At 49.7% G+C, this 22,060-nt stretch carries 22 protein-coding genes; 11 read left to right on the top strand and 11 right to left on the bottom strand.

Annotated elements, in window-relative coordinates; translation table 11 throughout:
* Position 1: 1 nt before the first annotated feature.
* Positions 2-481 carry a disulfide bond formation protein B gene (locus ACV7NC_RS07420; protein ID WP_458151892.1) on the bottom strand — a complete coding sequence of 160 codons (480 nt, stop codon included), beginning with the start codon at positions 479-481 and terminating at the stop codon, positions 2-4.
* Between the two features lie 156 nt (positions 482-637).
* On the opposite strand from ACV7NC_RS07420, the gene ACV7NC_RS07415 reads away from it, so the two are divergent.
* Positions 638-988: a hypothetical protein gene (locus ACV7NC_RS07415; protein ID WP_458151891.1), complete on the top strand. Its 351-nt coding sequence runs from the start codon at positions 638-640 to the stop codon at positions 986-988.
* Between the two features lie 78 nt (positions 989-1,066).
* On the opposite strand, the gene ACV7NC_RS07410 is transcribed toward ACV7NC_RS07415, so the two are convergent.
* Both ACV7NC_RS07410 and xseA read right to left on the bottom strand, forming a co-directional pair.
* A complete protein-coding gene (locus ACV7NC_RS07410) occupies positions 1,067-1,441 on the bottom strand; it encodes a DUF423 domain-containing protein (protein ID WP_458151890.1) in 375 nt (124 codons plus the stop codon).
* Between the two features lie 51 nt (positions 1,442-1,492).
* Complete coding sequence (gene xseA, locus ACV7NC_RS07405) at positions 1,493-2,839, bottom strand: exodeoxyribonuclease VII large subunit (protein WP_458151889.1); 1,347 nt, start codon at positions 2,837-2,839, stop codon at positions 1,493-1,495.
* A 488-nt stretch (positions 2,840-3,327) separates the two neighbouring features.
* Here xseA and ACV7NC_RS07400 point away from each other — a divergent pair, with 488 nt between their 5' ends.
* The 5 genes from ACV7NC_RS07400 (at position 3,328) to ACV7NC_RS07380 (ending at position 8,745) form a co-directional block, all read left to right on the top strand.
* Positions 3,328-3,936 carry a MotA/TolQ/ExbB proton channel family protein gene (locus ACV7NC_RS07400; protein WP_458151888.1) on the top strand — a complete coding sequence of 203 codons (609 nt, stop codon included), beginning with the start codon at positions 3,328-3,330 and terminating at the stop codon, positions 3,934-3,936.
* Between the two features lie 100 nt (positions 3,937-4,036).
* Complete coding sequence (locus tag ACV7NC_RS07395; RefSeq protein ID WP_458151887.1) at positions 4,037-5,053, top strand: NAD-dependent epimerase/dehydratase family protein; 1,017 nt, start codon at positions 4,037-4,039, stop codon at positions 5,051-5,053.
* An 18-nt stretch (positions 5,054-5,071) separates the two neighbouring features.
* Positions 5,072-5,896 (top strand): MlaA family lipoprotein, encoded by an 825-nt coding sequence (locus ACV7NC_RS07390; RefSeq protein WP_458151886.1) that lies wholly within the window; start codon positions 5,072-5,074, stop codon positions 5,894-5,896.
* Between the two features lie 204 nt (positions 5,897-6,100).
* Complete coding sequence (shc, locus tag ACV7NC_RS07385) at positions 6,101-8,038, top strand: squalene--hopene cyclase (RefSeq protein ID WP_458154870.1); 1,938 nt, start codon at positions 6,101-6,103, stop codon at positions 8,036-8,038.
* A complete protein-coding gene (locus ACV7NC_RS07380) occupies positions 7,984-8,745 on the top strand; it encodes a phosphorylase family protein (RefSeq protein ID WP_458151885.1) in 762 nt (253 codons plus the stop codon). The genes shc and ACV7NC_RS07380 overlap by 55 nt, the downstream gene beginning before the upstream one ends.
* A gap of 9 nt (positions 8,746-8,754) precedes the next feature.
* Here ACV7NC_RS07380 and ACV7NC_RS07375 read toward each other — a convergent pair whose 3' ends face one another.
* On the bottom strand, positions 8,755-10,536 hold the full coding sequence (locus tag ACV7NC_RS07375) for an ABC transporter transmembrane domain-containing protein (protein ID WP_458151884.1): 1,782 nt from the start codon (positions 10,534-10,536) through the stop codon (positions 8,755-8,757).
* A gap of 107 nt (positions 10,537-10,643) precedes the next feature.
* On the opposite strand from ACV7NC_RS07375, the gene ACV7NC_RS07370 reads away from it, so the two are divergent.
* The 4 genes from ACV7NC_RS07370 (at position 10,644) to hepT (ending at position 14,244) form a co-directional block, all read left to right on the top strand.
* Positions 10,644-11,516: an FkbM family methyltransferase gene (locus ACV7NC_RS07370; protein WP_458151883.1), complete on the top strand. Its 873-nt coding sequence runs from the start codon at positions 10,644-10,646 to the stop codon at positions 11,514-11,516.
* A 151-nt stretch (positions 11,517-11,667) separates the two neighbouring features.
* Complete coding sequence (locus tag ACV7NC_RS07365) at positions 11,668-13,374, top strand: glutamine--tRNA ligase/YqeY domain fusion protein (protein WP_458151882.1); 1,707 nt, start codon at positions 11,668-11,670, stop codon at positions 13,372-13,374.
* A gap of 16 nt (positions 13,375-13,390) precedes the next feature.
* Positions 13,391-13,837 (top strand): type VII toxin-antitoxin system MntA family adenylyltransferase antitoxin, encoded by a 447-nt coding sequence (mntA, locus tag ACV7NC_RS07360; protein ID WP_458151881.1) that lies wholly within the window; start codon positions 13,391-13,393, stop codon positions 13,835-13,837.
* Positions 13,825-14,244, top strand: a complete 420-nt coding sequence (hepT, locus tag ACV7NC_RS07355; protein ID WP_458151880.1) for a type VII toxin-antitoxin system HepT family RNase toxin — start codon at positions 13,825-13,827, stop codon at positions 14,242-14,244. Before mntA ends, hepT begins: the two co-directional genes overlap by 13 nt.
* Positions 14,245-14,291: 47 nt before the next feature.
* Here hepT and ACV7NC_RS07350 read toward each other — a convergent pair whose 3' ends face one another.
* A complete protein-coding gene (locus tag ACV7NC_RS07350; RefSeq protein ID WP_458151879.1) occupies positions 14,292-15,329 on the bottom strand; it encodes a metal-dependent hydrolase in 1,038 nt (345 codons plus the stop codon).
* 3 nt (positions 15,330-15,332) lie between these two features.
* Entirely contained in the window at positions 15,333-16,049 is a 717-nt protein-coding gene (locus ACV7NC_RS07345) for a TetR/AcrR family transcriptional regulator (RefSeq protein WP_458151878.1), read from the bottom strand.
* A gap of 379 nt (positions 16,050-16,428) precedes the next feature.
* Between ACV7NC_RS07345 and ACV7NC_RS07340 the strand changes: the two genes are divergently transcribed.
* Entirely contained in the window at positions 16,429-17,136 is a 708-nt protein-coding gene (locus ACV7NC_RS07340; RefSeq protein ID WP_458151877.1) for an FxDxF family PEP-CTERM protein, read from the top strand.
* 94 nt (positions 17,137-17,230) lie between these two features.
* On the opposite strand, the gene rlmKL is transcribed toward ACV7NC_RS07340, so the two are convergent.
* The 5 genes from rlmKL to ACV7NC_RS07315 all read right to left on the bottom strand — a co-directional run bounded on the left by rlmKL (position 17,231) and on the right by ACV7NC_RS07315 (position 21,989).
* Positions 17,231-19,426, bottom strand: a complete 2,196-nt coding sequence (gene rlmKL / locus ACV7NC_RS07335; protein WP_458151876.1) for a bifunctional 23S rRNA (guanine(2069)-N(7))-methyltransferase RlmK/23S rRNA (guanine(2445)-N(2))-methyltransferase RlmL — start codon at positions 19,424-19,426, stop codon at positions 17,231-17,233.
* A gap of 203 nt (positions 19,427-19,629) precedes the next feature.
* Positions 19,630-20,771 (bottom strand): IS3 family transposase gene (locus ACV7NC_RS07330; protein WP_458151875.1). Its coding sequence is split into 2 segments (ribosomal slippage): positions 19,630-20,519 and positions 20,519-20,771, totalling 1,143 coding nucleotides; the frame shifts between segments, so codons are not numbered across the junction.
* A gap of 90 nt (positions 20,772-20,861) precedes the next feature.
* Positions 20,862-21,197 carry a hypothetical protein gene (locus ACV7NC_RS07325; RefSeq protein WP_458151874.1) on the bottom strand — a complete coding sequence of 112 codons (336 nt, stop codon included), beginning with the start codon at positions 21,195-21,197 and terminating at the stop codon, positions 20,862-20,864.
* 56 nt (positions 21,198-21,253) lie between these two features.
* Positions 21,254-21,415 carry a hypothetical protein gene (locus ACV7NC_RS07320; protein ID WP_458151873.1) on the bottom strand — a complete coding sequence of 54 codons (162 nt, stop codon included), beginning with the start codon at positions 21,413-21,415 and terminating at the stop codon, positions 21,254-21,256.
* 181 nt (positions 21,416-21,596) lie between these two features.
* The gene (locus tag ACV7NC_RS07315) at positions 21,597-21,989 is read right to left on the bottom strand and encodes a VOC family protein (protein WP_458151872.1); all 393 of its coding nucleotides are present in this window, start codon (positions 21,987-21,989) and stop codon (positions 21,597-21,599) included.
* Positions 21,990-22,060: the final 71 nt, after the last annotated feature.

Below are 22,060 nucleotides of genomic sequence, written 5' to 3'. Positions count from 1 at the left end.
ATTAAGGCGACTTCTTAGTGAAGAATGCATAGAGCGCGCTGATAGCAAGAATTACAAAAGCCGCTAATGACCAATCAGGTATAGCCAGCGATAAAAACTCCCAGTCAACATTTGCACAATCTCCGTTGGCTTCAAACATGCCAGGCCACCAATCAGCAACAGGCAAAGAATTCAAAAAAGCTTCTTCCGGGCTAATACCGCATTCAAATGCTTCAGGAAAACGTATCAGCCACGCGTGACGTGCCGCAATGACTGCTCCTATTAGTGCAAATGCAAACATCAAAATCGCGTAAATACGGTATCCAGTCTTTTGGGGATTATGAAGAATTGCCAGTAATGCGGTTATCCCTAATAGCCAATATGCCAGGCGCTGAGCTACACATAACGGGCAGGGCAGCAATCCTTCGGCGTGTTGTAAGTATTGTGCATAACCAAGCAGGGCGATACAGCAAAGCAGAATAAATAATAATATTAGTTTCATTGTGTATTTTTCTACTGTTAAAGTTGATTTCGTAGTTTATCCATGAAACCTTTGTGGATTTCACATAGTTTGCTATTATGAAAAAGCTCAGTTCATCGAATATTTATAGTAGCACTAGAGCATACATTTCATTTATCAAATTGAGAGGGACTTGTCATGAAAACAAAGCTATTGATTGCAATACTGGTTACTTTTGCTTTATTCGTTTCAAACGTATCGTTTGCAGAATTAGGGAAAATGGATAAAGCTGAAGCTCAAGCTAAAACTAAGTTTGATCATGTCGGATTAGCTGAGATGTATGAAAAAGAAGCTCACGAAATGAATGCAAAAGCGGAGAAACAAAAAGAGTTACTAAAAGAGTATAGCGATCATAGTGAATACTATGGCCGGAGTGGTCAAGATTTTCATTCGCATCATGAAGCGTTATTACGAGAATATGAAAAAGCGGTAGAGCGTAATAAGGAAATGGCTGTTGCTCACCGGAAAATGGCGGAGAAAACCAAATAACCAAAATAACCAAATAGCGCCTCGCCCAAAACGGCGAGGTATTGGATCAAAAAAAGATTAAACAGGCGTGGCGCCCGACTATTTATTTTTCCAAATCGCGTACGCGAGCAATGCCCAGGCAGTAAGGAATGAGACTCCACCAAACGGCGTGATCATGCCGATCGCACGGATGCCCGTAATACTCAGCACATAAAGGCTGAAGCTGAAAAGAATAATCCCGATCATCATCAACCAGGCGGCAGCAGGAATAAAGCGTGAGTTCGGGAAATGCATTAAAAGCAGGCCGCTAACGAGGATGCCAAAGGCATGATAGAAATGATACTGTACCCCAGTGTGATAGACTGCCAGCATGTCTGCCGAGAGCAAATTCCTTAAGCCATGCGCACCAAAAGCACCAAACGCTATGCAGAAGAAAATATTTAGCGCACCGAGGATCAAGAAAGTTTTAGGCATTAAGATTATTTACTGTTGAATGAAAAAAGTGAGCTGGGGCGGCTGCGTCGATCAGGAATCCTTGACGTTAGAAACATCCGCTTCGCAGCAGCCGTGTGCGAATTTTACCTGAATTTTTTCACCACAATGTATCTGTTTGCTGTTACGGATGATCGTGCCTTCATCGGAAAAAGTGATGCTATACCCACGCTCCAAGACCGATTGCGGATTCAGCTGTGATAACTGTACTTGAATATGTTTTAACCTGACTGAATGTGCTTCGAAATAAAGGGAAAAAGCTCTGAGGAAGCGTGATGCCAAAACTTGATGCTGCTGTTCCAAATGTACGATACGAGAATTTGTGTTAACTAACCGTTGATTGAATCCGAGCACTACCCACTGTTTCTTTTCAATTAAGTGTGCGCAATTCTTGTTGAGCCGATCCTGCAAATACTGCAACTGAAAAAGTTGCTGCTGAATCCGGTTACCGGGATAAATCAAACGATGCGACAGAATATCCACACGCTGCATGGCACGTTCGAGACCATGCAGGGCTATGTGGAACATGCGCTGGTAAATCGTATTCAGACGGCGGCTTAATTCAGTCCGGTCTTTGCTTACTAACTCGGCGGCAGCCGTTGGTGTTGGTGCGCGCATGTCTGCAACAAAATCCGCGATAGTGAAGTCTGTTTCATGGCCGATGCCGCTCACAACAGAAATCGAGCTGCCGGCAATCGCCAATGCAACAATTTCTTCATTAAATGCCCACAAATCTTCAATATTTCCGCCCCCGCGACACACAATCAATACATCGCATTCATTGCGCAGTACGGCAGTATCGATAGCATCGGCGATACTGGCGGCGGCAGTTTTTCCTTGAACCAACGTGGGATAAATAATGACTGGCAAAGATGGCATGCGCCGCCGCAAGGTTGATAGCACATCCCGCAACGCAGCCGTATCAAGCGATGTGATAATGCCAATTTGCTTGGGAAAATCAGGTAATTTCTTTTTTTTGCCGGGATTAAAAAAACCGGCTTTTTCTAACTTGGCCTTAAGTTTCTCAAAAGCCTCGAATAATTCACCCAGACCAGCTCTCCGGATGGTTTCAACGTTTAACTGGAAATCTCCACGAGGTTCGTATAGCGTAACCAATGCCAGTACTTCCACTTGCATGCCATCGACGGGCTGCCAGTCGAAATACCGATTCTTATGACTGAACAGTACGCATCGTACCTGAGCTTCGGCATCTTTCAGCGAAAAATACCAATGACCGGATTGATAGCGCTTTAAATTGGAAATTTCACCTTTAACCCACAGTAACGGGATATTCTGTTCCAGGAATTGCCGGGTACTATTATTTAATTCACTGACGCTTAAAATCTTACGCGCAAGTCCGGTGACTGGAAACAGATTCATATCAAGGCCGTAGAGTCGATGTATATTTTTATGATATCAGGGTACCGCTTAACTAATTGTAAATGATATAATTTCAAATTAACTTATTGTTTGTTAATCAACAATGGGTGAGCACAAAAAACCATCAAGTTAAAAAAGATGTTTGGATTTGTTAACTTAATTCTTATTTTCGCGACATACTCACAAATTTATTCACAGAAATTGTGGATAAAAAAATCGGTCAATCTTTAAGCCGATATTAAGAAAATGCTGAAGAATTTGACGAGCGTAATGAAGCGCGAGGTGCGCGACACACAACAGCCGGGACATTCAATCCGAGAGACGTGGGTGTGAGTGCCACGCAACAAAATGTTCCGTTCGTGCAGTCAATTAATCAGCGTTTCTTTAAGTTGCATCGTACTGGGTGATAGACTTGGTTTTAAAATATACACTGGATGATTTTCAGAGAAAATGATACCCGGATCTACAGTGAGTGAGGAGACTATCTCGTGTTATCTTTAATTCAAGCAGCAGGTTGGCCAATCTGGCCGATTATCATCGCTTCCATAGTCGCAGCCGGGATTATCGGAGAGCGCATGTGGACCTTGCGTTTAAATGTCATTTCACCTAAGGAATTGTTGCCAAAGGTACTTAATGAATACAAGCGTAATGGTGTAAGTTCAGAGATGTTGACGAAGCTGCAAAAACATTCTCCTCTAGGACAGATTCTCGCAGCCGGTCTTAAGAATGTGAAAAGCTCCCGGGAAGTTATGAAGGAATCGATAGAAGAAGCGGGCCGGGTGATCGCGCATGAGCTGAATCGTTATCTGACAACATTGGGAACGATTGCGGCATTGAGTCCCTTGATGGGATTATTTGGCACTTTGGTCGGTATGATCGAGATTTTCGGATCCAATTCACCGGCAGGCAGCAACCCGGCGCAACTGGCTTACGGGATTTCAGTGGCCTTGTACAATGCGGCATTCGGCATTCTCGTTGCTATTCCAAGCATGATTTTCTACCGCCATTTTCGAGCCAAGGTTGATGATTTTGTGATTGAAATGGAACTGCAGGCTTTAAAATTAGTGGAGATTGTTCATGGTGAGCGGGATAGCTGATTGTTGTTTGCCTGTCTTGGCAACGTTGATCTATCCGCAAATTGATCAGGTTTTGAATGTTTCGCATTGAAGCTGTTGCACTGTGATAGGAGGGGATTTTATGAGCAACCGGCGTTCTTTGGTGACCGGAGGCGGCGGCTTTATCGGATCACATCTGGTGAGACAACTCCAGGAAAGTGGCGATAATGTCAGAATCCTGGAGCTCCCGGATGTTCCTTTGCCAGCCAACGTGGAAGTCGTGCGCGGCACGATTTGTGATCCTCATGTAGTCCGTAAAGCGCTTAAAGGTGTTCAAAGAGTTTATCACTTAGCGGCCAATCCTAATTTATGGACGCAGAAAAAAAGCGACTTTAATCGGGTCAACTTTGAAGGCACCCGGACTATATTTGCAGAAGCGGCAAAGCATGATCTGGAAGTAATCGTGTATACTTCGACCGAATCGATTGTGACCGGCCATGTGCGCAGGAATGTATCGGCTTTTTCCGCGTTGGAATGTCAATTAAACGAAATGCCAGGACCCTATTGCAAGTCAAAGCTATTGGCGGAATGGGAAGCGTTAAAAGCGGCTGAAGATGGATTGCCGGTTATTATTGTCGCACCGACATTACCGGTTGGACCCGGAGATAGATCCATTACCCCGCCTACGCGCATGATACTTGATTTTTTGAATGTCAAGACACCGGCTTATCTGGATTGCGGTTTTAATATGGCGGATGTACGGGATATTGCTCAGGGTCATATATTGGCGGCTACGCATGGAAAACACGGAGAGCGCTATATCTTGGGGAATGAAAATATCACTTTGAGGCAATTATTGTGCTGGATTGAAGAGATTACCGGTCTGCACATGCCCAGAAGACGTATTCCCTATTGGCTCGCATTAGCGGCGGCCGCTGTCAGTGAGTTTGTCGCCGATTACATGACCCATAAACCGCCTATGGCACCGCTTGCTGGTGTTAGATTGGCGCGTTACCCGATGCATTTTGATTGCAGCAAGGCGGTAAATGATCTTGGTTTGCCACAAAATTCCGTACGCCAGGCAATTGCTGACGAAATTGAATGGTTGCTCGATAACGGTTTGATCATGCGGCGTTTGCCATTATTGAGAGAAATTTAAGATTGATTTGTAAAACCAATGGCTGGAATTATTGGACTTTTTAAAAATACTTTTGCAAAAACAAATCATGGCTATTTATGGCTGATTGTCTTGGCGATTTGTTTTTCGGTCTTGCAAGGCTGTGCTTCAACACCCAAGAATGGCGATCAAGAACTTGATCCGGTTGACCCTCATGAAAAATTCAATCGTGCGTCGTACGACTTCACGGATAAAGTTGATCGCGCGGTGTTCGAACCCGTCGTGAATGCCTATATTGATTATGTGCCGGATCCGGCGCAACGGTCGATTGGTAATTTTTACGACAATTTGGCTTATCCTAATGTTGCTTTAAACTCGTTTCTTCAAGGCAAAGTAAAACAGGGAGCTGAAGATACCTTACGGTTTTTTGTCAATTCGACAATTGGCATGTTTGGATTGTTTGATATGGCGACGCACATGGGGCTGCAAAAACACGATGAAGATTTCGGCCAAACATTAGGGGTGTGGGGGGTTAAGCCAGGTTCTTACTTGTTTGTTCCTTTGATTGGACCCAGTAGCGAACGGGATGTCACCAATATTCCGATAGGGCTTGTGACTAACGTTTTATTCTACGCGGGGCTGGCTGTAGGCACCTATTTTGCAGCGCCTCTGACAATCCTCGGCGCGATCGATAAGCGCGCAAGATTAGTGGGACCGATGCGCATTCGCGATGAAGCGGCATTGGATCCTTATCTGTTTGTGCGCGAAGCTTCGATGCAACAGCGCGAATTTCTGGTTCATGATGGCAAGCTGCCATTAGATCTTTACTACGAGCCTTTTCAAGATAATCCATTCGAACAGGATGGGAAAAAACAGAAATTATGAGCGGATGGACAACCGCATTGATTCAATGAATCAGGTTGACCGGCTGTTACGGTCATGAGAATAAAACAATTTGGCTGCTCAGAGTTGGTAAATAGGTATCTAAATTTTTGAATGAATAACGAAGGTGCTTAGAAATATATGATGGATAGGCTTCTTAAAATCTCGAATGCATCGGAACAATTGGACTCTGTTGAAAAGGATCAAATGACGCAATTGCACATGACGACAAAACCGGATCAGCAAGAAGTCGATGCTGCTGAACTGAATATCAAATTTAACCAAGCACGCAATGCCATGTTGGCTTTGCAGAAGCCTGACGGACATTGGTGTTTTCCGCTAGAAGCGGATTGCACGATACCGGCAGAGTATATACTCATGATGCATTTCATGGATGAAGTGGACGTCGTTCTGGAAAATAAGATCGCCCGTTTTATCCGTGACAAGCAAGACATGAAACATGGGGGCTGGCCGCTCTATTACGGCGGAGCCTTCGACATCAGTTGCACGATTAAATCGTATTATGCGTTGAAGCTGGTGGGGGACTCGCCGGATGCGCCGCACATGGCGCGTGCCCGGGAAGCAATTCTGGAACGTGGCGGAGCGGCGAAGGCTAACGTTTTTACACGCTTGCTGCTGGCGATGTACGATCAGATTCCATGGCGGGGTGTGCCGGTTGTGCCGTCCGAGTTGATATTTTTACCGAGCTGGTTTCCTTTTCATATCAGTAAGGTGTCTTACTGGTCCCGTACGGTCATGATACCGCTGTCTATTTTATGTACGTTGAAAGCGCGCGCGGCGAATCCGCGGCGGATCGATATTCGTGAATTATTTATTGTACCGCCGGAAGAGGAAAAGAATTATTTTCCCAAAGCGGATACACCGCTGAAGCGCGTTTTTATGCTGGTGGAGAGGCTGTTGTCCCGGTTCGAGCCGCGTTTGCCGCAATCGATTCGGCAATACTCCATCCGCCGTGCTGAGAAATGGGTTCTTGAACGCCTTAACGGCGAATGCGGCATCGGCGCGATCTTTCCGGCGATGGTTAACGCTTACGAAGCGTTGGCATTGCTTGGTTATCCACCCGATCACCCAAACCGGGTGCAATGCCGCAATGCATTACTCGGATTGCTGGTCGACGAAGGTGAGCGCACTTGGTGTCAGCCTTGCACATCACCGGTTTGGGATACCGTTCTGACAAGCCTGGCATTGCAAGAAGACGCTACAACCGATCAGGCGCCTGTTTTGAAAGCGCTGGATTGGCTGGTAGAACAACAGGTTCTGGATGAACCCGGTGACTGGCGCGATAAACGGCCTGATTTGCCGGGGGGCGGCTGGGCTTTTCAATATGCCAACCCGCATTATCCCGATCTGGATGACACTGCGGCGGTTGCATGGGCCTTGGAACAAGGGAGCGAAGAGCGTCACCAGTATTCGCTGGATCGCGCGGCCAATTGGCTGGCGGGCATGCAGTCGCGGAACGGTGGTTTTGCCGCCTTCGATATTGATAATACCTATCATTATTTGAATGAAATACCTTTTGCCGATCATGGCGCATTGATCGACCCGCCGACCAGCGATGTGACCGCGCGTTGCGTCGGTCTGCTGGGGAAATACGGTAAGCACCAGCGCGAAGTATGGCGTGGCATCAGTTTCCTGTTGCGCGAACAAGAGAAAAACGGTTCCTGGTTTGGGCGCTGGGGGACCAACTATATTTATGGCACCTGGTCAGTGCTGGAAGCATTCCGGCTGGCGCAGTTTGATATGCAGCATATTTCGGTACGCCGTGCCGTCAAATGGCTGAAATCGGTACAACGGGACGATGGCGGCTGGGGAGAAACCAATGATTCCTACCTGGATACCCAATGGGCCGGTCGTTTCCCCGAGACCAGTACAGCATTTCAAACCGCTTGGGCCGTACTGGGGTTGATGGCGGCAGGCGAAGTCAACAGTGATGCCGTTCGCAGAGGTATTCAATATTTGCTGCGGAATCAGAATAGTGAGCATCTTTGGGAAGATCCCTGGTTTACCGCGCCCGGTTTTCCTCGGGTATTTTATCTGCGCTATCACGGTTACTCAAAATTCTTCCCGTTGTGGGCGCTGGCGCGTTATCGCGCGATGACCAGAACGATTGCCGCGTGCGAATAACCGGTTTGGTTACCGCACTGCGGTCTGAGGCCGCATGTGTATCACCGGGGCGTATTCCTTTCAACCAACCCGCTTCGCTAAATGAACAGACGCTGTTGTGGCTCAGCGGCATGGGCGCGCAATCAGCCCGGGTCGCAGCGCAAGGATTGCAGCAGCACGGCGTTACTGCATTGGTAAGTTTCGGCGTCGCCGGGGCCTTGAGCGATCGATTAAAACCCGGCGATTTGGTGTTGCCGGATGCCATCCATGCCGGTGAGCTGCTGCCGATTGATCGAGGATGGCGTGACCGGCTGCAACAGCAACTCCCATCAACCATTACCATTGTTAATGGCTTGTTGGCTGATAGCAACGTGCCACTGACTAATGAAAAAGCGAAACGTGATCTGGCGCGAGTTTCCGGTGCCATAGCCGTCGATATGGAAAGCGCGGCTATTGCGCAAGTGGCGGCAGTAGCCGGTATTCCGTTTATTGCAGTGCGTGCGATCATCGATCCGGTTCATTTCTCGCCGCCGCAAGCACTGCTTTCTGCGGTTAATCCGGATGGCGGTGTTAAGCCGATGCATTTAACCGCACTGCTGTTGAAGCGTTCGGTTCGATTGGGCACATTATTGAAAATGGGCGCGGGTATGCGCAAGGCACGGAAAACGTTATCGCAAATAATCCAGGCAGCCGGTACGGATTTGGCAAGCCAAATCACCGCGAGATAAACTCGTATTTTATTGAGTCTGTTGAAACTGTAATGCTGCCAATCGCGCGTACAAAGCGCTGATTTGGAGCAGTTCCGCATGCGAGCCGAGCGCATCGAGACGGCCATGATCGAGCACCGCAATGCGGTCGGCGGATTGCACGGTGGCTAACCGGTGTGCGATAACCAGCGTTGTGCGGTTGCGCATCAATTGCTGCAATGCCTGCTGTACCCAATACTCGCTTTGTGCGTCCAATGCGCTGGTGGCCTCGTCGAGCAACAGCACCGGCGCATCGGCCAGAATAGCTCGTGCAATCGCCAGCCGCTGCTTTTGACCGCCCGACAATCCCGATCCTGAATCCCCCAGCGGTGTTTCATAACCTTGCGGCAGTTTGCGGATGAATTCATGCGCATGCGCAGCTTCGGCGGCGGCTTGAACCGCCGCATCGCTGGCATCGGGGCGGGCATAACGCAGATTGTCACTGATCGTGCCGTGGAACAATGCCGGATTTTGCGATACCAGTGCAAAACAGCGGCGCAGCTCAAATAATTCAAGAGTGCGGATATCGATGCCTTCCAGTCTGATCGTGCCGGATTGAGTATCAAAAAAACGTAGCAACAAATCAAACAGCGTCGATTTTCCGGCGCCGGATGGACCAACCAGCGCCAGTGTCTCACCAGCACGGATCGACAGCGTCAGGTTGTTGATTGCTAGAATTTCAGGGCGTGCAGGATATGCAAAGCACAGTTGATCAATGTCGATATTGCCGGAAACCTTGGGTAATTGCTGCGGTTGTTTTGGGGACTGGATCCGATTCGGCGAATGCAATAACTCCATGGTACGCTCGGCGGCTCCGGCAGCACGCTGCAGTTCTCCGATTACTTCCGAAATCGATGCAACAGCGGAACCGACGATCACGCTGTAGAATACAAAAGCCGCTAATTCACCAGCACTGATACGGTCTTCGATGACATCCAGACCGCCCACCCACAGCATCAACCCCACGGCTCCCATCACCAGCAATATAACCATTGTGATCAGTAGCGAGCGTTGCAGGGTGCGTTGCTTGGCGACGGCAAATGCGTCTTCAACCTGGCTATGAAATTTCTCTTGATCGATGCGCTGATGGTTGTAGGCTTGCACGGTTTTGATTTGACCCAGTACCTCACCGACATAAGCGCCGACAGCCGCGATCTTATCCTGGCTTTGCCGCGATAATTGCCGTACCCGGCGGCCGTAGACCAGAATCGGAACTACCACCAATGGCACGCAAACCATCACCAGCGCTGTTAGTTTAGCATTAGTGATGAATAGCCAAATAATGCCGCCGATCATCATGATCAAATTACGCAAGGCAAACGAAACCGACGATCCGATCACGGTTTGCAACAGCGTCATATCGGCGGTCAGACGCGACTGAATTTCAAGACTGCGGTTGGCTTCAAAGAAGCCGGGGTGCAAATGTATCAGATGATTGAACACCCGGCTGCGGATATCGGCGATCACGCGCTCGCCTAACCAGGTGACCCAATAATAGCGGGTGAACGTGCCAACCGCCAGAGCAACGACTAATAATAAAAAAATCAGCACGTAATGGCTTAACAACTCTTTCGATTGCGTTGCGAAGCCTTGATCGATTAATAACCGGATGCCTTGCCCGATCGATAAGGTAATCGCTGCGGTAAAAAGTAATGCCAGCAGGCTGTAGGCAACCTGGCGTTTATACGGCGCGATGAATTGCACGGCTTGCCGGGCGGCCTGCCAGCGCGCTGAGGTGTTATTGGGATAATCTGTGTTGGATGAGTGGGACATTGAAAAGATGATAAGATATTAATCTTGTTTAATTTATCGAGTGAGAACTCATCTTCAATGAATTCAAACTTCTTGCGCTCGCAGCCACCGTTTTTAGTGCACCTCCAATGAAACAAGCCAAGCTTTTCACCCAACAATCGCTGCTGGTTGATGATGCTGACAGCTTGGGATTAATAGCCAATGGGATTTTTGAGCCGGAGGAGACACGCTCAATTCTTAATCTGATCAAGCCCGGAGACCGCTTTCTCGATATTGGCGCAAACGTTGGCTATTATACTGTTTTAGCCGCTGAGTGCGTTGGATCGACAGGTCAAGTAATCTCAATAGAACCTGATGATACAAATTTTGAAATTTTGGATGCAAATACTCGTATTTGGCAGCAACAGGGGCGGGTTAAAATTTACCGATTTGCATTGTCAGACCAGGCCGGTGAGTCGCGACTTTTTCTAAGTTCTCACAACAGCGGCATGCATCGCTTATACTCATCGGTGGTATGTACCGGAGAAACTATCCAGGTTTCGGTGGTCCGTGGGGATGATTTGCAGCTTGCGCCGCTTGATCTGGTCAAGATTGATATCGAAGGATTCGAACCGCGAGCGCTGCGTGGTTTGCAAGAAACCTTGAAAGCTTCCCCGAGAATTAAAATCTTGAGTGAGTTTTCTCCTTTTTCGATCCTTGAAGCAGGCGAATCGCCCCTAAATTGGCTGCAATGGATGATTGCTCAAGGGTTTGAGATACTGGCGCTGCAGCAAGGAAGGTGGCGCCGTTCCGCCTGCGCAAGTTTGCTGGATTCGGTAGCCAAAATTGAACAATTGGATTTTTCCGCTTTGGTTCAATCGTTGCGTGGATTGGATAATCAGACGATTTTGGAGCAAGTAATTCAAACCGGCATAAATGCAGGTTACAACCGGCCTGTGCTGGAAAATCTTTTCTTTGCCCGGCAAGCGGATGTCGCAACAATCGAGAGTCTTAATTTGTGATGAAAGTGTTTGATTAACTTTGATTAATGAATCGATGGCGGATTTTTAGCTGTCAATCTCAAAAAATTATCTGGCGTTGCTAGTGATTAAACGAATCAAAGCCAATTATAATTAAAAAGAAAGCTTCATTACCAATTGCGAGAGACCCGCTTTGAACGAGAAATCCAAAAACCATTCCGCCGCAGAGACAGCTCCGACCAATTTCATTCGCAACATTATCGACGACGATAACCGTACCGGCAAATGGGGCGGGCGGGTGGAAACGCGTTTTCCGCCGGAACCGAACGGTTATCTGCATATCGGCCATGCCAAGAGTATTTGTTTGAATTTCGGCGTTGCACACGATTACAACGGCGTGTGTCATTTGCGCTTCGACGATACCAATCCCGAAAAGGAAGCGCAGGAGTATGTCGACTCGATCTGCGACAATGTTTCCTGGCTGGGTTTCGATTGGGGCAAACATCTGTATTATTCGTCGGATTATTTCGACCAGCTCTACGAATTCGCCGAATTTCTGATCATGCAAGGCAAAGCCTACGTCGAGAGTTTATCCGCCGATGAAATCCGCGAGTATCGCGGCACTCTGACGAATCCGGGCAGGAACAGTCCGTACCGCGACCGGTCGATTGAGGAAAATCTCGATCTGTTCCGCCGCATGAAGGCCGGTGAGTTTGCCGATGGGCAATACGTGCTGCGCGCCAAGATCGATATGGCATCGCCCAATATCAATATGCGCGATCCGGTGATTTACCGCATCCGTCACGTGCATCATCAGCGTACCGGCGGCCGTTGGTGTATTTATCCGATGTACGATTACACTCACTGTATTTCCGATGCGCTGGAAAGAATCACGCATTCCTTGTGTACGCTTGAATTCGAAGATCACCGTCCGCTGTACGATTGGGTGCTCGATCAGTTGGCGGATAAAGTGCCGTGCCATCCGCAACAAATTGAATTTGCCCGGCTCAATCTGACGTACACCGTGATGAGCAAGCGCAAGTTGATCGAATTGGTGGAAAACAAACTGGTCGACGGCTGGGATGATCCGCGTTTGAGCACGCTGGCCGGTGTGCGCCGCCGCGGTTTTACACCGCGAGCGATCCGGTTGTTTGCCGAGCGTATCGGCATTAGCAAAGCGGATTCGTGGATCGACATGACCGTGCTGGAAGATTGCCTGCGTGAAGATTTGAACGAACATGCGCCGCGCCGCATCGCCATTCTCAAGCCGTTGAAGCTGATCATTGACAATTACCCGGAAGGACAGCAAGAAGACTGTTTTGCACCGGATCACCCGCAAAAACCGGAATGGGGCAAGCGTACCGTTCCGTTGTCCAAAGTGCTGTATATCGAACGTGACGATTTCATGGAAACGCCCGTCAAAGGCTATTTCCGATTGTCGCCGGGGGCGGAAGTGCGGTTGCGTTACGCCTATCTGGTTAAATGTATCGGCATCGATAAAAACGCCCAAGGCGAGATTGAAGCGATTCACTGTACCTACGACCCCGATACCAAAAGCGGCACACCGGGCGCCGACAGCCGCAAGGTCAAAGGCAATATTCACTGGTTATCCGCCGCGCATGCGCATGCGGCGGAAGTGCGCTTGTACGACCGCTTGTTCAGCGACCCGCATCCGGATAGCGGTGGCAAGGATTACAAAACCGCATTGAATCCGGATTCCAAACAAATCATTACCGCCTACGTCGAACCGGCGTTATGCGAAGCGCAACCCGAGCAAAGTTTTCAGTTCGAACGCAACGGTTACTTCGTCGCCGACCGCATCGACATGAAGCCCGGCAAGCCGGTTTTCAACCGTTCGGTGACATTGCGCGATTCGTGGGGCAAGATTGCAGGTTCGTAAAAGATGAGCGAATGACATGACTCGACAAGCTTTCCAGGCCCATCAACAGAATACAGAAGCCAGCAAAAAAGGAAGCGATCAGAGTTTTTTGGATCAGTTGACAGCCCTATTGCTGCAATTTCCGCAAATCAAACTAGCGATATTGTTCGGTTCTCAGGCAACAGGGTGCGTACGTCCGGATAGCGACATTGATCTTGGCATGCTGTCACAAGAACCGCTGAGTGCGGGTTTTAGGCTGCAATTGATGCAGGCGATTAGTGCTAAATTTGGCCGCCCGGTCGATATCGTCGATTTGTTTCACGTACCGGAACCTATCACCGGACAGGTTTTAGGAGGAATCCGCTTGCTTGGCGACGATACTGCATGCGGCAATCTGTTGTACCGGCATCTGCTCAACGTTGCCGATTTTCTGCCACTGCACCAACGGATGCTTACTGAAAGGCGTAATCGATGGATCAAGTGATCATTGCCGAGAAATTGGAATCGCTGCGGCGTTGCATGCAACGCATCGAAGATAAAACACCAGAGGATGCGGGCAGTTTGATCCGGGATATCGATTTGCAAGATATTCTGGTGATCAATCTCACACGCGCTGTACAAATCAGCATCGATATTGGCAGTCATATCATCAGTACAACCAATCAGACATTACCTCAAACGATGGGCGATATTTTTACGAAGTTGCATGAACTCGGAGCAATTTCGCAAGAAACCAACGAACGATTACGAAAGGCTGTTGGTTTCAGAAATATCGCGGTTCACAACTATGAGGCGATCAACTGGGAAATTGTGTATGCCATCTGCCGGAATTCTTTGCGGGATTTCCGGCAGTTTGCTCAAGAGATTTGCCGGTATGCAGCTTTGCAGTAAGAAAGCTCTGTGAATGCAGATCATCCAGAGATGGTGAAGGTGACTTCTTAATCGATATAAAACAATCCCCGCTGCCGCACCATTTGCCAATCCGCCTGGCCGTGTTTCCTGCACACACCGTAGCGAAACGATGGCGGCAATTCCGGGAATTGGAAGCGCAGGTCGTAGAACCAGGCGCAAAATTTCTGCTCCTGCACATCCACGGAATCTAAAACCGGAAACTGCGCGAAGGCGCGGAACGGCGTGAAAGCGGGCGACAGCCAGGCTTGCCGAAGCAGCACGGAGCGGGTCGGGTCATTGCCGAATTGTTGCTGAATGCGCCAATTCTTTTCCATCACTGGACGGTAGGCGGCGGTCATTCTGGGGAAAAGCCAGTCGGCAGCATCGGCTTGTTCTTTTCCGGCAGGTCGCCATAAATCGATGTCCGTTATGTAATAAGTTTCGTGGCCGTGGATGATGATTTTCCAGTGAAACGGCGACAGTGGCTGCGGCAGAACCGCTACGTGCATAGGCTGGATGGCTTGAGATTCGGCATAGCGGTGGGCGATGGCGATGGCTTGCTGATGCAACGTGAACAAGAAGATGACATAGCCGCACAACACCAACAGTGCTGTGATGGCCGGGATTCTGCGTTGCGGATAATACCCTGAAGCGGTCAGACCGGCGATGACGATCAAACTGAACCACGGGTCGATGACAAACACCAGCGGCAGCGAATAACGCTCAGTCGAAAACGGCGCGAACAGCATCAGCCCATACGATGTGATCAGATCACCCACGATGTGGATGGCAAGTCCGAGACAGGCGGGTTGATAAAACAATCGCCAGTTATAACGTCCGCGGCTGAGTCTGGAAAACGACCATGCCAGCAGTCCTGCCCAAACCGGCAGCAATACCAGCGAATGCGTCGGACCTTGATGCCAGTTTAAATAGGTGAGGGTGTCGATCAGCCGCAGAACCAGATCAATATCGGGAAAAGCGGCAGCGGCAAAGCCCGCAACGATTCGCCAGCGCAATGGCAAACGCGCCGGCGCGGCAGCCCGCGCCAGCAGCGCGCCGCTCAGCGCATGAGTGAGCGGATCCACCGGTTAACCGGATTTTGCGCGAATTTCCGGGACGATGGATAACGTTGGCGCCGCAGAACCGTGAGCTTCGGAAAATTCTCCGCCTGTCTGCGATTCCGAATCGGTATCGGAGTTGTCCGCAGCTTCATTGCGAGGATTTCCGTATACCCAGTGATCGAGCGATTCGGCATATTTCAGTTTGTGCGCCAGGAAATCGCGGGTGTTTTGCGAATTTTCCGAATCATCCTGCATCCAGTAAGCAAACGTCGCCAGGTAAATCGTCGTCAACGCGGTTTCTTCCAGAGCACGGCGTACATACGTGGCATCGCGATGCGCGGCTTCGCGCATCCATTGCACGGTGCGGCTGACGCGCATGATGGCGGGAATTTGAATATGCAAATGACCGGGTTCCAGTTTGCCGCCGATCATTTGCCGTGTGACTTTGCGATGCGCAACCAACGCATCGAGCCACGCCATGATAAGCAGTTGCAAGCGTTCGCGTGGTGGCAGGGATAAAAAATCGACAGTTTCGGCGGTTTTAAGCATCCGGCTATCGGCGCGGTCGAACCAGGCATCGACCAGATCCTCTTTTTCGCGGAAATGGGCGCGGATATCGTCGAGAGAAATATCGAGTTCCGCCGCGACATCGAACAATCGCACCGATTCCCAGTGCGAACGTTCCGCGATGGTTACTGCCGTATCAACAATTGCTTCACGTAAATCAAGTTTACTTTTCTTCATCTTGATCCTCCACAGTGTGTTAACGGAGTGGCGATATGCAATGCCGTTTGCACTATAACATATCATTTGAAGACACGAGAAAAAGCTATGACAAATGTCCTGGAAAAAAAGTATCCTTAGACTATAGCGGCTGGATGGTTCGACAAACTATCATTCAGAGCTATGTTTATTAATAATTTTCTTTTCAGATAAACATATTTTTGTTTGTGAATTTTAGCGGGATTAAATATACTTTTATTACGAGTAACGTGAAGCCCGGTATGTGCCGCAAGCGTTGGAATGGTTAGTGGATCAGCCGGACAATGAGGCTAAAGCCGCTTCCCGTTACCTGGCAATCCGAATAGGTTCGTTACACGAAAAACAAGAGGAGAAAGATACCATGAAAACTCGTTCGCTTATTTCAAGCACATTATTGCTGGGTGCAGGCGCGTTATTTGCTGTTTCCGCGCAAGCAACCATTCTGACGTTCAATTTGGATCCGGCTGTCGGTAATTACGGTGACATTCCAGGCGCTTACGGCGATAACGTCAATGCCGCCAGCGACGCGGTGGGATCCTATTCGATGGGTAACGGCTACACGCCGAACGTCACCACCGAATACCGTACCTGGCGAATCAGCACCGATACAGTGGCCTACAACAATCTCGATTTCTGGGATTTTAATTATGGCGGTCTGGCGAATGTCGCATTCAGCGTGGTCAGCGCTGATCACTTTGCGGAAATTACCTTGGTGCCGGAACCGGGCTGGGCGATTCGCCTGAACAGCTTCGACTTGGGCGGATACTTCAAAACGGATCATCCCGACTCGCAAGTGCGTATCGTTGATGGCGACAGCAAAAGCACCTTGATCGATTATTCACCAGTTACCGTGTTGGGGACGGGTGGTACGTTTAGCACGTTTACGCCTAATCTGACGTATGGCGGTGCGATTTCAATCCGATTCGGTTATAACGATTGGAACATCGGAATCGACAACATCAATTTCGACCAAGTCACGGCTGTTCCCGAACCCGAAACCTACGCCATGCTGTTGGCCGGTTTGGGATTGCTGGGTTTCATGGCGCGCCGCAGAACGCAGAACGTTTAAGAAAAGTAATCACGATTGGATCAACAACCCCGCCCTCGTGCGGGGTTTGTTTTTAACACTGTAGCGGCAACGCAGATAGTTTTTCAATGACCTGTCAGCGGGTGATTTTCCAAACATAATGAATTCTGGCATCGCGCGCGAAATCTTCCGGGATCAGTTTCGCGCTGAGATCTTCTAAGATTAATCCGGCAAGGGCTTGTTGATCGATTTTGAAGCGGCGGAAATTGGTCGAGAAATACAAAATACCACCCGGCGCGAGCAAAGCCGCCGCGTTGCGGATCAATGATACATGGTCTTTCTGGATATCAAATGCTTCGTCCATGCGTTTGGAATTGGAAAACGTCGGTGGATCAAGGAAAATCAGATCAAATTGCGGGCGGCGTTTGCTGCTGGCTTGTTCGCTTAGCCATTCCACGCAATCGGCGCGAATCAATTGATGATCGCCGTGAATACCGTTCAGCGTGAAATTCCGCTGCGCCCAATCGAGATAAGTGTTTGACATATCCACCGTAACACTCGATACCGCACCGCCAATGATGGCATGTACCGTTGCGCTGCCGGTATAAGCAAAACAATTCAGGAATCGCTTGCCCTTGGCTTGCTGCTGAATCAGCAAACGTACCGGACGATGATCGAGGAATAAGCCGGTATCGAGATAATCTTCGAAGTTTACCCAGAATTTGCAATCGCCTTCGGCAACGACGTGAAAATGGCGCGAATCGCCGAGTTTTTCGTATTGATCGGTGCTTTTCTGCTTGCGGCGGATTTTTAGAAACACATGCTCCGCCGGAATTTTCAGCACTCTGGCGATTTCGCGCAACGCGCCCGCCAGCCGTTGGTTGGCCTTGGCCGGATCGATCGTTTTAGGCGGCTCGTATTCCTGCACGTTAACCCAGGTTTGATCGCCGTGATAAACATCGACCGCAACGGCGTATTCCGGCAGATCGGCGTCGTACAGCCGGTAACAGTCGATGCGGTTTTTTTCGGCCCATTTACCCAGCTTCTTAAGATTCTTGCGCAGGCGGTTGGCGAGCATTTCCGCATGACTATCGGTTGATTCCGTTTGCGCGCGGCGGCTGATGTGTTCGATGCGCTCCTGCTGCGATTTGGCTTTCGGTTCGAAAAACGCGCTTTCTTCAATCGTGAGCCGCAGTAATTTGCATTCCAGCGCGCCGTTGAACAATGTCACTGGTTTTTGCGAGCGGATGCCGAGGCGAAACCCAAGCTCCGGGTTGCCGATGATGATCGCCGCTTGCCAGCCGCTAAAGCGCTGTTTCAGCACTTCACCGAATTGGCGGTACAACGCCGCGGTTTCCTCTTCATCGCCGAGCCGTTCGCCGTATGGCGGGTTACAGACGATCAATCCTTTCGGCCAGCTCAAAGCGGCAGCGGCATCTGCAATGTTGCGTTTCTCGATGTGAATTTTTCCCGCCAACCCGGCGTTCTCGATGTGCTGCAACGCGGCGGTAACGGTACGGCGGTCGTGATCGAATCCGGCGATCACCGGCAATTTGCTCAAACCGGCTTCGCGCCTTTTCTGTGCATCGTCCAACAGCGATTGCCACAATTGCGGATCGTGCTGCTTCCAGCCGAGAAAACCGAAATAATCGCGTTGCAGCCCCGGCGCGATATCGGCGGCGATTAACGCGCCTTCCACCAGCAACGTGCCGGAACCGCACATCGGATCGAGCAATGAACCGCCTTGCGCGGCGATGTCCGGCCAACCGGCGCGCAGCAAGATCGCCGCCGCCAGGCTTTCCTTGATCGGCGCGGCGATGTTGACTTCACGGTAACCGCGTTTATGCGAACTTTCGCCGGATAAATCCAGGCTCAATTGCGCGGTATCGTTGTGCAGATAGACATTGACGCGGATGCTGGGGTACTCGGTATCGACATTGGGGCGGCTGCCGAACTTGGCGCGCATTTGATCGACAATAGCATCCTTGACTTTGAGCGCGCCGAAATGGGTATTGTTGATCGCCGGATTATTCTTGCTGTTGAATGACACCGCCAAACTGTCATCGGGATTCAGATGCGCAGACCAGTCGACACCTTGCACGCCATCGTAGAGATCCTGCTGCGATTTCACCTCGAAACTGCTGAGCAGCAATAACACGCGGCTGGCGGTGCGCAACCATAAGCAGGCTTGGTAGGCCAGCGACAGATCGCCTTGAAATGCCACCCCGGCCATCTTCTGCTGTACGTTCTGTCCGCCGAGCGCCTGGATTTCGTTGGCGAGTATGCCTTCCATCGCTTTCGGCGTGGTGGCGAAGAGTTGGTATTGCGTCATGATTTACGATTTGTACTGAATAACCGCGTAGGATACTCGAATGTACCGGCGCCGCGCTGGCTTTTTTGAACCGGGCGGTTCAGAGTGTTACGGTGATTTGTTCCTGGGCATATTCCACCACTTGGCCATTGCGAATCTTGCAAGTTTTGCATAGCTCGACCTGATCAGAAGTGGCCCCCATTTTCGGACAGATTCCTAAGGAGTTATTTTTCGACATACCAACCTGCTTTTTGCAGCCTGACCGACTCATAATAAACCTGATCTGGCGTAGCCATCAAGGTCTGGTGCTTCCGGTTTTCATTGTAAAAGTGAAAATACTTCGCCAATGATTGCTTGGCCTCAGACGCTGATTCATAAGCATTGAGATAAACTTCCTCATATTTGACGCTACGCCATAGGCGTTCGACAAATACATTATCTTTCCAAGCACCCTTGCCATCCATGCTGATATCAATGCCGTGGTTTTTCAATACGCTGGTGAAAGCTTCGCTGGTGTACTGTGATCCCCGGTCTGTGTTGAATATATCCGGTGTTCCATAATGGTAAACCGCTTCCTCAAGTGCGTCGAGACAGAAGCTGGCACCCAGGTTGTTAGATACACGCCAACTCAGCACCTTGCGGCTATACCAATCCATAATGACTGTCAGATAAAGAAAACCGGATGCCATCGGCAGATAGGTCACATCGCTGCACCACACCTGATTGGCCCGGTTGATCTCCAGATTTCGTAACAAGTATGGGTATACCTTGTGCCGCAGATGTGGCTTCGAGGTCTTCGGACCAGGATGAATCGCCTGTATACCCATGAGTCGCATTAAACGCCGCACATGTTTTCTATCTGCTTTATGGCCTTGTTCTACCAGCGCATCTACGATTCGCCGCGAACCAAGAAAAGGTTTATCCATGTGAATTCGGTCAATCAATTGCATTAGCAACAGATCTTCTTTAGCTACCGGTTGCGGTTGATAATAACTGCTCGATCTTGGTATATCCAACAATTCGCAACGCCGCACCCTGGGGAGCTGATGTGCCGTCTGAACCTTATCTTTCCTTCGCGCCCGATCTAGCGACCGAGCGCTTTGGACAAAAAATCATTCTCCATGGTCAATTGACCAATCTTGGCTTGCAGTGATTGAATCTCTGACTCCCGATCCGGTGCCAGCCCCTTACCCGACGCAAATATTTCATTGCTGTTATCAATCAGCTGCTTCTTCCACTTCACAATCAGATTGCTGTTGATGCCATACTGCTGGGCTAACTCGATTAGCGTCTTGTCGCCCTTGATTGCCCCCAGTGCAACTTTTGATTTAAACTCCGGTGAATGATTTCTGCGTTTCTTGCTCATTTTCTGTACTCCTCTTATTTATAAAAATAATCATACAGAAAATAACTCCTTAACTTTGACCCTCTGGTGTCCAACTAACTGGATCCACTTCTACCGGTCAAGCTGGATCGCCAGTATCTTGTATACCGCATTGCCCAGGTGGGCTTCTGTTCCCGCGGAAAGTGCAATCAGGGGATGTGCAACTTCGCTTGTGGAAGAAGACGCTGTCTTAGGCACTGTATCGAGTGCCGCAACCGGTTGAATCGTTTTCGGTTGGGCAAGAGAACTGCTCGGGGCTTGTGGTGCATGCCCGTTGTCTTTATCGAGAAATCCGGCCTGATGTAACGCCACAATCATACCTGTCGCGGCGGTAATCAAGCCCGCCGTTGCCGACAATAATCCGGGGGCGGTTTGCCACCATTTTTGTGATTTCTGCTCGTCAGTCATCGAATTTCGCAGTTGTGAGTATTGGGGTCTGTTGGATCAATCAAGAATCAATCCGCTTACCGGCGGCTCCCGTCGCGCAATCTTTGCCACGCTATGCCATCAAGCGTGCAATTTTTGCGCAGCGCCTTTAATTTTGTGATCGTCGAATCGATCTGCGACCGGTCTGCAACATTTACAGGAACCAGCCGTGTTAGTGGTTTGCCGTGACGGGTAATCATGATTTCACCTGTTTCAGCAACGAAGATAAAAGGATTTTGGCTTCAAAAGCGCCGACAGTCATCATTGTGCAATGCGCAGTTTCGGTTGATCATGTAAACCAATTTACCAGATGATGCAGACTCTGTCAGCTGAGCGGCTACCGCCCAGTTGTAAGGTGCAATGCGCTTCGGTTATTGCACCTTACGGATTAATCCATTCCGCACATTGGATAACCACGCGATACCCGTCGGGATCCTCGAAAGTCCGGCCATCCCGTTCCCAATAGGGATTCAGGGAAGAAACTGGCTTGAAACCGGCATCCAGCATCGCCTGGCAGCGCGATTCCCATTCATCGCGGTTTGGGAGATAGAAAACCAGCAGATCTTCAGGCGTAGGGGTTGGCGCAACCGGGTGGGTGCGGCAGTAGGTGAATTCGAGATGATAGCCCACGCCGGGAAAGCCGAGCATCACCCCGTCGAACCCATCGTGATCATCAAATTGACCAACCCGGACAAACCCAAGACCGACCTGATACATCGTAGCGCTTCGGGAAAGGTTGCTAACGGGGCGAGCTACCCGGAAATGTGTGAACATAATGGAGATTCTCTCTTGTCTTGCGAAATAAATTCAAATGCTATCAAACAAAAGTCGCTGGTGATACTGCA

Source organism: Nitrosomonas limosa (assembly GCF_054188085.1).
This window is presented reverse-complemented; position numbering and strand designations above follow the sequence as displayed.

Excerpts from the sequence above, each read along its gene's own strand:
- ACV7NC_RS07420 (WP_458151892.1), bottom strand. The coding sequence starts at position 481 with ATGAAACTAATATTATTATTTATTCTGCTTTGCTGTATCGCCCTGCTT.
- ACV7NC_RS07415 (WP_458151891.1), top strand. The coding sequence starts at position 638 with ATGAAAACAAAGCTATTGATTGCAATACTGGTTACTTTTGCTTTATTC.
- ACV7NC_RS07410 (WP_458151890.1), bottom strand. The coding sequence starts at position 1,441 with ATGCCTAAAACTTTCTTGATCCTCGGTGCGCTAAATATTTTCTTCTGC.
- xseA (WP_458151889.1), bottom strand. The coding sequence starts at position 2,839 with ATGAATCTGTTTCCAGTCACCGGACTTGCGCGTAAGATTTTAAGCGTC.
- ACV7NC_RS07395 (WP_458151887.1), top strand. The coding sequence starts at position 4,037 with ATGAGCAACCGGCGTTCTTTGGTGACCGGAGGCGGCGGCTTTATCGGA.
- ACV7NC_RS07390 (WP_458151886.1), top strand. The coding sequence starts at position 5,072 with ATGGCTGGAATTATTGGACTTTTTAAAAATACTTTTGCAAAAACAAAT.
- shc (WP_458154870.1), top strand. The coding sequence starts at position 6,101 with ATGACGCAATTGCACATGACGACAAAACCGGATCAGCAAGAAGTCGAT.
- ACV7NC_RS07375 (WP_458151884.1), bottom strand. The coding sequence starts at position 10,536 with ATGTCCCACTCATCCAACACAGATTATCCCAATAACACCTCAGCGCGC.
- ACV7NC_RS07370 (WP_458151883.1), top strand. The coding sequence starts at position 10,644 with ATGAAACAAGCCAAGCTTTTCACCCAACAATCGCTGCTGGTTGATGAT.
- mntA (WP_458151881.1), top strand. The coding sequence starts at position 13,391 with ATGACTCGACAAGCTTTCCAGGCCCATCAACAGAATACAGAAGCCAGC.
- hepT (WP_458151880.1), top strand. The coding sequence starts at position 13,825 with ATGGATCAAGTGATCATTGCCGAGAAATTGGAATCGCTGCGGCGTTGC.
- ACV7NC_RS07345 (WP_458151878.1), bottom strand. The coding sequence starts at position 16,049 with ATGAAGAAAAGTAAACTTGATTTACGTGAAGCAATTGTTGATACGGCA.
- ACV7NC_RS07340 (WP_458151877.1), top strand. The coding sequence starts at position 16,429 with ATGAAAACTCGTTCGCTTATTTCAAGCACATTATTGCTGGGTGCAGGC.
- rlmKL (WP_458151876.1), bottom strand. The coding sequence starts at position 19,426 with ATGACGCAATACCAACTCTTCGCCACCACGCCGAAAGCGATGGAAGGC.
- ACV7NC_RS07325 (WP_458151874.1), bottom strand. The coding sequence starts at position 21,197 with ATGACTGACGAGCAGAAATCACAAAAATGGTGGCAAACCGCCCCCGGA.
- ACV7NC_RS07320 (WP_458151873.1), bottom strand. The coding sequence starts at position 21,415 with ATGATTACCCGTCACGGCAAACCACTAACACGGCTGGTTCCTGTAAAT.
- ACV7NC_RS07315 (WP_458151872.1), bottom strand. The coding sequence starts at position 21,989 with ATGTTCACACATTTCCGGGTAGCTCGCCCCGTTAGCAACCTTTCCCGA.